This window comes from Weizmannia agrestimuris, assembly GCF_943193165.1.
Taxonomy (GTDB): domain Bacteria; phylum Bacillota; class Bacilli; order Bacillales; family Bacillaceae_C; genus Weizmannia; species Weizmannia faecalis.
Genome location: NZ_CALPDC010000060.1, coordinates 1 through 12673 on the forward strand (window position 1 = coordinate 1; position 12673 = coordinate 12673).

The 12673-nt window shown below is 43.1% G+C and carries 11 protein-coding genes and 1 pseudogene; 8 read left to right on the forward strand and 4 right to left on the reverse strand.

The window, feature by feature from the left end; all coding sequences use genetic code 11:
- Nucleotides 1–265, forward strand: a pseudogene (locus tag NFR98_RS14525) (IS1634 family transposase); the annotation flags it as partial.
- Between the two features lie 469 nt (nucleotides 266–734).
- Here the strand turns inward: NFR98_RS14525 and NFR98_RS14530 are convergent.
- Nucleotides 735–1715 (reverse strand): hypothetical protein, encoded by a 981-nt coding sequence (locus NFR98_RS14530; protein WP_061086853.1) that lies wholly within the window; start codon nucleotides 1713–1715, stop codon nucleotides 735–737.
- Nucleotides 1716–2351: 636 nt separating this feature from the next.
- Here NFR98_RS14530 and NFR98_RS14535 point away from each other — a divergent pair.
- The 6 genes from NFR98_RS14535 to NFR98_RS14560 all read left to right on the forward strand — a co-directional run bounded on the left by NFR98_RS14535 (nucleotide 2352) and on the right by NFR98_RS14560 (nucleotide 6918).
- Nucleotides 2352–2582: a hypothetical protein gene (locus NFR98_RS14535; RefSeq protein ID WP_014097412.1), complete on the forward strand. Its 231-nt coding sequence runs from the start codon at nucleotides 2352–2354 to the stop codon at nucleotides 2580–2582.
- A gap of 419 nt (nucleotides 2583–3001) precedes the next feature.
- Nucleotides 3002–3805, forward strand: a complete 804-nt coding sequence (locus tag NFR98_RS14540) for a GDSL-type esterase/lipase family protein (protein WP_017551795.1) — start codon at nucleotides 3002–3004, stop codon at nucleotides 3803–3805.
- Nucleotides 3802–4713: an ABC transporter ATP-binding protein gene (locus NFR98_RS14545; RefSeq protein WP_014097414.1), complete on the forward strand. Its 912-nt coding sequence runs from the start codon at nucleotides 3802–3804 to the stop codon at nucleotides 4711–4713. Before NFR98_RS14540 ends, NFR98_RS14545 begins: the two co-directional genes overlap by 4 nt.
- Complete coding sequence (locus NFR98_RS14550; RefSeq protein WP_035189491.1) at nucleotides 4710–5690, forward strand: DUF2705 family protein; 981 nt, start codon at nucleotides 4710–4712, stop codon at nucleotides 5688–5690. Before NFR98_RS14545 ends, NFR98_RS14550 begins: the two co-directional genes overlap by 4 nt.
- A 118-nt stretch (nucleotides 5691–5808) precedes the next feature.
- On the forward strand, nucleotides 5809–6342 hold the full coding sequence (locus tag NFR98_RS14555) for a DUF6241 domain-containing protein (RefSeq protein WP_017551797.1): 534 nt from the start codon (nucleotides 5809–5811) through the stop codon (nucleotides 6340–6342).
- A gap of 18 nt (nucleotides 6343–6360) precedes the next feature.
- Nucleotides 6361–6918: an NADPH-dependent FMN reductase gene (locus NFR98_RS14560; RefSeq protein ID WP_061086852.1), complete on the forward strand. Its 558-nt coding sequence runs from the start codon at nucleotides 6361–6363 to the stop codon at nucleotides 6916–6918.
- A 375-nt stretch (nucleotides 6919–7293) separates the two neighbouring features.
- Here NFR98_RS14560 and pflA read toward each other — a convergent pair whose 3' ends face one another.
- Both pflA and pflB read right to left on the reverse strand, forming a co-directional pair.
- Nucleotides 7294–8031 carry a pyruvate formate-lyase-activating protein gene (pflA, locus tag NFR98_RS14565; RefSeq protein ID WP_061086851.1) on the reverse strand — a complete coding sequence of 246 codons (738 nt, stop codon included), beginning with the start codon at nucleotides 8029–8031 and terminating at the stop codon, nucleotides 7294–7296.
- A gap of 90 nt (nucleotides 8032–8121) precedes the next feature.
- The gene (pflB, locus tag NFR98_RS14570; protein ID WP_081092962.1) at nucleotides 8122–10386 is read right to left on the reverse strand and encodes a formate C-acetyltransferase; all 2265 of its coding nucleotides are present in this window, start codon (nucleotides 10384–10386) and stop codon (nucleotides 8122–8124) included.
- Nucleotides 10387–10764: 378 nt separating this feature from the next.
- On the opposite strand from pflB, the gene NFR98_RS14575 reads away from it, so the two are divergent.
- Complete coding sequence (locus NFR98_RS14575; protein WP_017551801.1) at nucleotides 10765–11925, forward strand: iron-containing alcohol dehydrogenase; 1161 nt, start codon at nucleotides 10765–10767, stop codon at nucleotides 11923–11925.
- Nucleotides 11926–12290: 365 nt separating this feature from the next.
- Here NFR98_RS14575 and NFR98_RS14580 read toward each other — a convergent pair whose 3' ends face one another.
- Nucleotides 12291–12542, reverse strand: coding sequence for a hypothetical protein (locus NFR98_RS14580; RefSeq protein ID WP_128890970.1), 252 nt, complete (start codon nucleotides 12540–12542; stop codon nucleotides 12291–12293).
- Nucleotides 12543–12673 lie beyond the last annotated feature (131 nt).

Below are 12673 nucleotides of genomic sequence, written 5' to 3' on the forward strand. Positions count from 1 at the left end.
AATTTTAGAATATCGAGTTAGAAAAGAACTGAAAGAAAAGAACCTATCTCTAATCTTGAAAGGAAAAAGGAAACTCTCTCAACCCACAGGCCAAGCATTGTTAGAGCAATTAGAAGATATTACCGTGATCCTTATAAATCAAAATCAACAAAAAATAAGGCTCTTACCCGATAATATTGATTCACAAGCCAAAAAAATCATTGAATTATGCGGGTATGATCTATCAATATACGTGTCAAAAAATGTCGAAAACCAAGGCAAATAACACACAACAGGAGGAATTCATGAAAAGAATGTCGAATTGAAAAGAATTTTATCGAAAATTCCTCAAAAATAAGAAGATATCATCCCACCAAGCCATTTAAATATAGTTCATTCAAAAATTAGAATGAACTATATTTAAGACGTGCGAAATGTGGGTTAAGATTGCAAAGCACTTAACAATATTAGCACCCAAAGAGTTCTCTTTGAAAGATTTCACACTAAATAAAGAAATAGCCACATGCAAAATTGACTTTAGCGTGTGGCTTTTAAAAAATGAGCTTCTTGGGTGCTACCTAGTTGTTTTAAAAAAATTTAATAGATAAAAAAGGAACTGACGTTTGCAGTAAAAATCACTTAACATAGCATTTTTTTATCCATTTTTATATTCAATGGTAATTTTTGTAGCGCCAGTATTCTACATCCCGGCTATTCGTTTGATTTTCTAATTAGCCCAAATTCTTCAGGAAAAATTATTCTTCAATTCGAGTTAACTTCACTTCAACTTTAAATCGATCCGGATTTTTTTCCAAAACTGCGATGAACCGTTTTAAGTCTTGAAAGATAATAAATCCTTCTGTTTCATTTTCATAATTCATCGTAAAGGACTCCGGTTTTTCATTATTTTCTTCATTTTCTGTTGCGTCACGTTCAGCTATCTTTTCTGTTTCTTCAACGGCAACTTGGTTATTTGAAGATAATAAGTTATTAATCAACATTTTCATTTCCTTAAACTCACTCATCAGTTGGTCAACACGTTCATCCCCTGCATTTCCAGCTGGTTCTTGTCCGGATTCCACAGCAGCCGGCGTAAAATCTTTTATATTCTCCTGTGCTTTATCTTTCTTATATTCATCTATCCACCCGTTTTTGAGGGCTAATTTTTTCAGATTGTGTTTATAATTATGAACGGAAGAATCTCGTTTCCCCCAAATTTTTGCAATTGATTGGGCGTTCCATTTTTCTGTATATTCGGATATAAGCAGCCATTGATCTTTTTTTGGAAGCTTTTTTAAATCATTAAATGGAATCACTTGGTTTGGATCAGCGTCCGGTTTTGAGTGCGGAATTGTCCGTTTCTTCTTCATTTCAAGTCCTAAATCAGTCAACAATTGATAGTACACCTCTTCTTCAATACCTAATGCTTCTATTATTTCATTCTCTGAATAGGTCTCCCTCCATTTCGTTAAAATTTCCGTTTGTCGTTCTTTCGGATGCGATTTTAAATCTTCGTAGGTCATTAAACTTGTAAACATATTGTACACCTTTACCTTTCCTGATTTTTTATATAACTTTTTTTCTTTCCCTCTTAATAAGTCACTGGCAAAATAAATTTTTCCTATCTCGTGTTTGACTCCCTTTCCCTTTTTTGCATAAGCTCCATAAGAACTAATCTTCTTTTCTTTGATTTCTGCATAATATGTTTGCTTTATGTCATTATGCGTATTTAGCACCGGTCTACCTCCTTTGCATAAATTTGAAAATCGCTTTTCATTCCATATTCTTTCTATAAAATAATTACAGTGTTGGGTTGATGTTGGAGAATTTTCAGTTATTTTTAAGGGACTTTGTTCTATTATTGCTGTCTTGATCTTCAGGGACGATTTCTCCTCCTGCCAGTTGTTTAAGGTACATAAAATTCTTTTTTGAGTTCCAATTTTATACATGATATTCCAATTTACCTACTTATTCCTTTAAGCTGTCTACTAATTAACGGACTATCTATATTATACTAGATCCTATGTATATTATCTACATTGAATGAAAATTTCATCACTAATTTGATAAGCTTTTTTGTCAAAGAAAACATCATCTTTTTATATAAGTTGGACTAAACATTACTTTTTCATGTGTCGCCAAAAGCAATGTCCCTGATCATAATTGATTTTGACGCGAAAAGAGCGCGTACCGGTGGTCGGGTGTCGAATGTATCTTCTAAACCAACAATTTATCAAGATTTTTGTTTACCTTTGTGTAAAATTTGCGCAAAAATTATTGAAAGCCATTACAAATGTCCCTTTTTCTCTTATAGACGTTTTTGGTAAAATTAAGTTATTGATTGAAGAATACTAAATATAGGAGTGACGGCAATGCTTTTGTTTTTTGGTAAGTTTATCTTGCTTTATTTGTTTCTTTCAATTGCATTTGCCTTATTCAAAGTGCTGTATTACAATATCGGCAAAAAATTCGTTTCTAAGACGGCTGATGGAACAATATTGCATTGGGCTTTAAGTGTTTTTGTTAAAAACGGTACGAAAATGGATAGTAATGATTACTTTGTTATGGCTGTTTTGGCGGCTTTATTTGCGATTTACTTGTAAAAAACTCCCAGAATCCACGATATACCAGCAGTTTTTTTATTTTGTTGGATATTCATTATTCTTACAAAATTCTTTAATCTTATTATGGTTTTTTGAAAACTTTTTCCACGCTTTTTGATCCCTTTTTAAAAACTGTTGGGCAACACCAGCCAATCCCGCTGCGCCGGTTCATAATTCTATATCCGCTTTCCTTTACAGTACTTGGCAACTTGCACCGTTTCGTCTCCGTAAAACCCATCAGCCCTGTATTTTGGGAGAGAGCTCGCAGCAATCAAACATTTCTGCAGCGTGTTACCTGGAAACCGGACAACGCTTTTTTTAGAATGGACCCTGTGCATTTATTTAAAGCACGCGATTTTAAAAAGTCGGCTTCCTTTGCTATCCTTTAAGTTATAAACAGGAAAGAAAGGAATAGCGAAATGAAAAAGCATTTAATTTCCGCCATCTCTATTGTTTCTGCCGTGTCAGCCTTGTTGTTTCTGGCCGGCCTGTGGATGGTGTTTGAAGACCAGCAGACGAAAGCAACAGGCGTAAAGACGGAAACTGCCAGAACCGGCAATAACACGTCAAAAGCGGGTGGTACGAAACAAATCACGATTACAGCAATCGGCGACTCACTCACAAGGGGAACGGGAGATACAGCAGGAAAGGGATATGCGGGTGATGCTGCGGATCGTTTAAAGAAAAAAACGAAGAAGGCTGTTCTACTCCAAAACAATGGCATCAAAGGGCTTACATCAAGCGGGCTGCTTGAACAGCTCAAACAACCGCAGATCAAACGCGAACTCAAGAGCGCGGATATCATTTTGCTGACCATCGGCGGCAATGATTTGTTTGCGGGCGGAGAGGCGCTTGACCATTTGAATACCGCCTATATCGAAAAGCTGGAAAAGCCTTATTTGGCCAATTTAAAACAGATCTATGCAGGAATTCGGGCGGTGAACAAAACGGCAATCGTCTATCATGTCGGGCTGTATAATCCTTTTATCGATTTGTCCGAGGCGAAAACGACCTCTGCGATCGTCCGAAAATGGAACTTTGATTCTGCTTCTGTCGCGTCTGACTTTCCAAAAGTCATCTATGTGCCGACGTTTGACCTTTTTGAACAAAATGTAAACGACTATTTATACAGTGACAAATTCCATCCGAATACGGCCGGTTATCAACTGATCGGAGAGCGTGTTGCTTCCCTGATCCATTATCGGGAGGAGAAAGCGAAATGACGACGATTCCCGCACTTAAGGTTATCGATGTCCATAAAAAAATTGGCAGGAAAGAAATCATCAAAGGCATCAGTTTTGAAGTGATGCCGGGAGAGGTATTCGGATTTCTCGGGCCGAACGGGGCAGGGAAGACAACAACGATTCGGATGCTGACAGGTCTGATCCGCCCGACTTCGGGAAAAATTTTGATCGGCGGAAAAAACGTACGGACCGAGTTTACGGAAGCCATGAAAAATCTCGGTTGCATTGTCGAAAATCCGGAGATGTACCCGTTTTTGACCGGCTATGAAAATCTTGCCTATTTTGCACGGATGGATCCGTCCATTCCGAGAAACAGGCTGGATGAAGTGGCGGCGCTCGTTGGCTTAACTGGCCGGATCCATGATAAAGTAAAAACATACTCTCTCGGCATGCGGCAAAGGCTTGGCATTGCCCAGGCGCTCCTTGGAAACCCGAAGCTTTTGATTCTTGATGAACCGACAAACGGGCTTGACCCGGCAGGCATCCGGGAAATGCGCGAATTTATCCGGTCGCTTGCCGAAAAAGCGCATTTAAGCGTCCTCGTTTCTTCGCATTTGTTAAGCGAAGTGCAGCTGATGTGCGACAAAGTGGCCATTATCCATAACGGCCAGGTGATTCGGACCGGGAATGTACACGAGCTGCTTTCCGAAAAAGCGCGTACCTTTTGGAAAGTTGCGCCAATAGAGAAAGCACGCACCTTGCTTCAGGCGGAGACACAGGTGGCAGAAGGAGAAGATGGCCTCCTCGTGACCCCTTATGATGAAGAAAAAAATGCTTTATGGAACGAAATGCTCGTTCAAAACGGGGTCCGGGTGAAAGAAATGAAGGCCGTGCTGCCGGCGCTTGAAGATTTGTTTTTGGAACTGACAGGGGGCAGGAAAAAATGATCCAACTCATATACAATGAACAGCTGAAGCTTTGGAAGAAAAAGCGGATTCTTGTCATTATCTTGATTATCGCCTGCCTTGTTCCCATTTTTACCTACGCGCAGTACAAAGAATCGAAAGCGCTGCAGGAAAAAATCGGGACAACCGACTGGCGGGTTAAGCTCCAGAAACAAATTGTCGATACGCAAAACCGGCTCGGATCGGCAAGCCTTTCTGATGATTTTAAAAAATATTTGCGTATCACATTGAGTCAGGAACAATATTATCTCAACCACAACATCAATCCGAACGCGCCGGGTGCCCCGACGTTTATGCGGGTATTTATTGAAAATGCGATCGGCATGCTTTTGCCGCTGTTCGTCATGGTGGCGGCAAGCGATATCGTGTCTGCTGAGGCGGGCAGCGGGACAATCAAATTATTGCTGACGCGCCCTGTGAAAAGATGGCGCATCCTGCTTAGCAAGTACATTGCCATGCTGCTGTCCGTTTCGTTTATTTTGCTGTGCACTGCCGTATTCACCTATGGTATTTCCGGACTGGTATTCGGCTACCACGGCTGGAACATGCCCATACTTACCGGTTTTACGATAAAAGGGGACGAGCTCCTTACATCACATGTGCATGCTGTTTCGCAATGGAAATATTTGCTCATGGCGTTTGGCCTTGCCTGGTTTGTCGGCGTCGTTTCAGGCAGCCTCACATTTATGCTTTCTGTCTTGTTGCGCAGCACGGCCGCCGTAATGGGGATTATGCTGTCCTCATTGATTGCCGGCGCCATTTTGACCAATATGGTATCGGCATGGCCAAGCGCAAAATATTTGTTTATGGTGAATTTGCAGCTGACAAATTATCTCAATGGTACAAGCCCGCCTGTTGCAGGCATGACGCTCGGATTTTCGGTTGCTGTGCTGCTTGTGTGGCTTTTTCTCTCGCTCGTGGTTTCTTTTGTTGTGTTTACAAAACGGGATGTTTATTAAGAAAAACGGAATTCCGCCAATTTCCGGTAAAATTTTTTCGCTGCATTAATACAATGATAAAGCAGGATTTTTTACGGGGCAGCACGAATTTCGTATGATAAGCAAAGGGGGAGATGCTGTGTTTCAACGGTTTGTCGTTGGGATGGGGATTGCTGTGTTTATGTTTATTGCAGGTGTCACTTATTTTTACTTTAACAAAGGAGAAGCGATTGCAACGGAGGCAGCACCTTCGAAAAAACCGGCTGCAGAGGAAGAGACGGCTGCAAAAGCGGTTATACAGGAAAGCTTCTGCCAGAAGACGCCTGAGCGCAAACTTTCGGCATACAAAAGCATGAGCGAAGAAGCATTGGTGCAGGAAGTACATAATATGACGCATCAAAAAGTGGCGGCAAATGAAAAATGGGGAGCTTCCGAAATCACAAAAGAAAAGGTGGACGCCCTGTATTCGGCAATTAGCAATCAAACTTTTGCGGATACAGAACTGCAGGATATGCTGCTCGGTATATTAAAACCGTGGAAAAAAGGCGATTTCAGCAATGCGGTGAAGGCCCATAATGAGATTTGGGCCTACCAGAAAGGCAACATCGGAAAAGCGGAGCGGCGGCTGACGCCTTCTGAAGAAGCGGCATATATTAAGGAAAATTTCAAATGACATCAGGAAGTGGAAACGGTGAAAATTTTAGGTATATCCGGCTCGCTTACCGGTGAGAAGACCTCCATTGGTGTATATGAGGTGCTTATGGCAATAAAAGCGGAAGATCCGGAAGCGGAAACTGAACTGCTCGATTTAAAAGATTATGAAGTGGAGTTTGCAAGAGGGTTTCCACTTTCTTATTACAATGATGATACGATTGCGGCCGTTAATAAAATGCTTGAAGCGGATATCCTTGTTTTTGGCTCGCCAATTTACCAGGCGTCCATTACAGGCGCTTTGAAAAATTTGCTCGACCATTTGCACCGCGATGCTTTTCAGTCCAAAGTATGCGGCATTGTGATGAACGGCGGCTCGGACAAACATTTTCTTGTTGCTGAATACCAGCTGAAACCGGTGTTAACCTTTTTAAAGGCCACCTGTGCGGTCCGCAATGTTTTTATCCACAATGATGATTTTAATGAGGACAATGAAATCATCAATACCGATATTCAGGCACGCATCCGAAAGCTTGCGCATGAACTGTTGCAATTGAGAAAAGCTTTCTCCGGAGGCAATCCTGGAAATTTGGGATGATGTACTTTTGCCTAGTGCCGTGGCCGTTGCGCATGGGCGATAGTGGATCATCAGCGAAGCTTAGGTAGACGTGCTCTAGGCGAAGGAAGGCGACCATTTTGCCGTTTATCTTGCCGTATGACGCGGCACCAGCAAAAGGATAAAAAACCGGGGCAATTTTTCAGGGTAGAGAAGCTCTATGGGAAGGAAGGCGAGCACTTTTCCCTGCTTTCTTAACATAGACGTCCATGCCGCCTGAACGCGACACCAGCAAAAGGACGAAAAAACCGGCAATTTTTCAGGGGAGAGGAGCTCTAAGTTTTTCCGCTTTCTTAACATTGTATCGTTCTTTTAGGCGGAATAAAAAAGTGCCGGCGGACAGCCGGCGCTTTTTCTTTACTGCAATTCCCTTTTTAAAATATGTTCCGCATGTGCAACTTGTTCTTTTGTCGGCGGTTCGACACCTTTGAGGGGATAGTCGATGCCGAGCGCCTCGTATTTGTAGACGCCTAACTTATGGTACGGAAGGATTTCGATTTTTTCAACGTTTGGCAGCGAATGGATAAAATCAGATGTTTTTTGCAAATCTTCTTCAGAATCGACTCCGGGAACGAGCACATGGCGGATCCAGACCGGAATATGCTTGTCAGCGAGATACCGGGCGAAATCGAGAATATGCTCATTTGACATGCCGGTCAGCCATTTATGCTTTTCCGGATCAATATGCTTGATGTCCAATAACACAAGATTTGTATATTTCATCAATTCATCCAGTTTTTCCATAAACCGGGGACTGCGCGAGAAACATCCGCCCGCTGTGTCAATGGCAGTATGGACGCCAATTTCTTTGCACGCTTTAAACAATTCGATTAGAAAATCGAGGTGCAAAAGCGGTTCACCGCCGCTCACTGTAATGCCGCCGCCGGAAGCTTCAATAAAAGGCAGGTAATCGCGCACATCGCTCATAATTTCTTCGACGCTCATTTCATTGCCTTCATTGATTTTCCATGTATCTGGGTTGTGGCAAAATTTGCAGCGCAGCGGGCAGCCTTGCGTAAATACGACATAGCGGATGCCGGGCCCGTCGACTGTGCCAAACGATTCAGTGGAATGAATGCGCGTTGTCATGTTCATCTCAATCAAATCCTTCTATATAGATTCCCCATAAGTTAAGTGTTTAATAGGGGGGAGGGGGGCACGCAGGTGCATGCCGCCTAAATCAGTTTACATCATTTCATGGAACGTGCGGTTAATGACTTCAAGTTGTTGTTCCCTTGTCAATTTAATGAAGTTTACCGCATATCCCGATACACGGATCGTCAATTGCGGATATTTTTCCGGATGATCCATCGCATCCAGCAATGTTTCGCGATGCAGGACGTTGACGTTTAAGTGGTGCGCTTTTTTCGCCATATAGCCGTCCAGCATGCCGTCCAGGTTGGAGACCTGTGTTTCTTCTTCGTGTCCGAGCGCTTCCGGGACAATCGAGAAAGTGTTGGAAATGCCGTCAAGCGAATATTTATAAGGCAGTTTCGCAACAGATGTCAACGATGCGACTGCGCCGTGCGAATCGCGGCCGTGCATCGGGTTTGCGCCAGGGGCGAACGGTTCGCCTGCTTTCCGGCCGTCCGGTGTGCTTCCTGTTTTCTTGCCGTATACAACGTTCGATGTAATTGTCAGGATCGAAGAAGTATGGACAGCGTTCCGGTAAGTCGGATATTTTTGCAGTTTTTGCATAAACGACTTGACGAGATTGACGGCAATTTGGTCGACGCGGTCATCGTTGTTGCCGTATTTCGGATAATCGCCTTCGACTTCATAGTCAACGGCAAGGCCATCTTCGTCACGGATGACTTTTACTTTCGCATATTTGATGGCGCTTAGAGAGTCGGCCGCAACAGACAAGCCGGCAACGCCGCAAGCCATCGTGCGCAGTACATTGCGGTCATGCAATGCCATTTCAAGCCGTTCGTAGCTGTATTTGTCATGCATATAATGGATGATGTTTAAAGCATTGATATAAACGCCTGCAAGCCAGTCAAGCATCCGGTCGTATTTTTCCATTACTTCATCGTAATTGAGATATTCCGATGTGATCGGTTGGAACGGAGGTGCGACTTGCATTTTATACCGTTCATCAACGCCGCCGTTAATCGCATACAGCAAAGCTTTTGCCAGGTTGGCACGGGCGCCGAAGAATTGCATTTGTTTGCCGATCCGCATCGCCGATACACAGCAGGCAATGCCATAATCATCGCCGTATTCTTCACGCATTAAGTCATCGTTTTCATATTGGATGGCGCTTGTCTTGATCGACATTTTCGCGCAATATTGTTTCCATTTATCCGGCAGTTTCGTCGACCAGAGCACGGTCAGGTTCGGTTCCGGCGCAGGGCCGAGATTATCAAGCGTGTTCAGGAAGCGGAACGAGTTTTTCGTAACGAGTGTACGGCCGTCCAAAGCCATGCCGCCGATCGATTCTGTTACCCATGTCGGGTCGCCGCTGAACAGTTCATTGTAATCTTCCGTCCTTGCAAATTTGACGAGGCGGAGTTTCATGACAAAGTGGTCGACGAGTTCTTGTGCTTCCCGTTCAGTCAGGACACCGTTTTTCAAATCTCTTTCAATATAAATGTCAAGGAAAGTGGATGTGCGCCCAAGACTCATGGCCGCGCCATTTTGTTCTTTAATGGCAGCCAGATACGCGAAATACAGCCATTGGAAAGCTTCGTGTGCGTTTGAAGCCGGTTCGGAAATATCGAATCCGTAGCTTTGTGCCATTTGTTTCAATTCTTGCAATGCACGAATTTGTTCCGAATGTTCTTCACGTTCACGGATGACTTCTTCTGTCATCAAGCCGCAGCCGATTAAATCGAGATCTTTTTTCTTTTGCTCAATTAAATAATCTACACCGTAAAGGGCAACGCGCCGGTAGTCGCCGATAATGCGGCCGCGGCCGTAAGCATCCGGAAGGCCTGTTACAATGCCGGCATGCCGTGCAGCTTTGATTTCCGGTGTGTAGGCATCGAATACACCTTGGTTATGGGTTTTCCGCCATTCTGTAAAAATATGTTTGATTTCCGGATCAATTTCATAGCCGTAAGATTTTAAGGCACTTTCTGCCATCCGGATTCCGCCAAACGGCATCATCGAACGTTTGAACGGTTTATCGGTTTGGAAACCGACAATTTTTTCAAGTTCTTTGTTTAAATAGCCCGGGCCATGCGATGTAATGGTAGATACAATTTTCGTATCCATATCCAGGACGCCGCCTTTTTCGCGTTCCTGTTTCGACAGTTCCATGACCTGATCCCATAATTTTAAAGTGGCTTCAGTCGGGCCGGCAAGAAAGCTTTCATCGCCTTCGTAAGGGGTTACATTTTTCAGAATAAAGTCCCTTACATCGATTTCTTTTTGCCAGTTTCCTCCTTTGAAGCCTTCCCATTGTTTTTTGGAGAGCGTTGCTTTTGTCAGTAATTGTTCAGTCATTTTAAATGGCCTCCTTTAAGCCTATTAATGAGCTGCCTTCAGAATTGGATGTTTGTTTGTTAAATAGTGAACATTTCTTATTACGCTTTCATTTTAGCATGGTCGATTTTAAAAAGATAGTGATAGCGTTCACATTTTGGGGCCAAAAAAAGCAGTTGTCAAAGAATGTTCAAAACATTTGGCCGTAGATATATAATAGAAAAATGCGATGAAAGCGTGTTATAACACAAATTGATCAGTTTTTCACATGATTATTTTTCTTGGGGAGAGTTTGTGATTTGGTAACATGCTCAATATTTCACAAAATTGGCACAGCCATATGAAAGCGGTTGCGTTATATTTTTCATGTAAGCAGTTACATAAAAGGAGTGGGGAAAGATGTTAACAGGATTACGTACTGATTTTCAAATGCCTTCCGTAAACTTGTTTGGACAGGGGACGGCAGAAGAAATTGGAAACAGGCTGAAAAATCTTGGGTGTCGCAGACCGCTGATTGTAACCGATGAAGGGCTCCACCAACTGGGGTATTCCGAAAAAATTGCAGCCTATATAAAAGAAGCCGGCCTGGAAGTGGCGATCTATCCGAAGGCTGAACCAAATCCGACAGACAAAAATGTGGAAGACGGGTTAAAAACCTATCATGAAGAAAATTGCGATTCAATCGTTTCACTTGGCGGCGGGAGCGCGCATGACTGTGCAAAAGGGATCGGGCTCGTTGCGGCCAATGGGGGCAAAATCCATGATTATGAAGGGCTGGACCGTTCTGAAAAACCAATGGTGCCGCTCGTTGCAATTAATACAACAGCCGGGACTGCCAGCGAAATGACAAAATTTACGATTATTACCGATACGAGTCGAAAAGTGAAAATGGCGATTGTAGATAAACATGTGACACCGGTTTTGTCCATTAATGATCCATTATTAATGGTCGGGATGCCGCCGTCTTTAACTGCGGCAACGGGGCTTGACGCTTTGACCCATGCAGTGGAAGCGTATGTTTCAACTGCGGCCACACCGGTAACAGATGCATGCGCCATTAAAGCGATCCAAATTATTCCGCAATATTTGCCAAAGGCTGTTGCAAACGGCAATGATATGGAAGCGCGTGAACAAATGGTATATGCGCAGTATTTGGCAGGCATGGCGTTTAATAATGCATCTTTGGGCTATGTCCACGCGATTGCGCACCAGTTCGGCGGTTTCTATAACTTGCCGCACGGCGTTTGCAATGCGATTTTGCTCCCGCATGTGTGCCGTTTCAATCTGATTGCGCGGAAAGAAAGATTTGCAGAAATTGCCGTTGCACTGGGTGAGAAGACGGATGGCCTGAGCGTCGACGAAGCGGCGGAAAAAGCCATTACAGCAATAGAAAGGTTGGCAGCACAGCTGAACATTCCGAAAGGCTTTAAAGAACTCGGGGCTAAAGAAGAAGATATCGAAATCCTCGCCCAGCATGCGATGCAGGACGCGTGCGCAGCCACAAACCCGCGCAAACCAACACAAAAAGAAGTGGAAGCGATTATAAAAGCAGCGATGTAAGGAAGAAGACGGAGGGGAATTTGAGTAAACTGGCACCTGCAGGCTGGGCACTTTTTCCAAGTGTCCGGCCTGCAGGTATTTTTTGTCTATACCTTTTTTCAAAAGACAGGCGTCCATGTCGCGACGGAAAAAACAGCTGGCGCAAATTTTCCGGATTGCAACCACCGCCCGCAATGCATACCAGGTTCTGGGCAAGTGGAAGATGAGCCTGTTGGATTGGAGAGGGACGAAAAAAATCCCCTTTAGAAGAACCATACGAGAGATTCAAAGCAAATGGCTCCCTGATGGTTTACCTAGGAGGGGTTACGTAAAATTAGACAAAGCGACAAGCACACAAATCGTACGTTCATCGCCCGTTTTGGAATTTATGATTTGCTCAGCGGTTGTAGCAAAATAACGTAATTTTGGTATTCATTTGAGAAACCTTTATGGATTTCTAATATTTCCTGATTTTTAAGGTTCAATTTAATTTGTCTTTGGTTTTTCTTTTCAAATGAATAAGATTGACGGATAGTACCATCTGATGAGGTGATTTGTACAAATGGTTTTCGGTTATGCGTTTTTTCATGGTCAACAAAAGACAATCTATATTTTCCTTCTTGCAGTTGTTTTCCCACTCTGTAATAACCGGAATGTTGAATGAAGTAATCTCCATTCTTATCTTTTTTTAATCTATATAAAACGAATTAATCATTTTTGCTCACTTCCTCGGTCCTTTTTTGGGTATATAGATTGTAACTATCCTAAA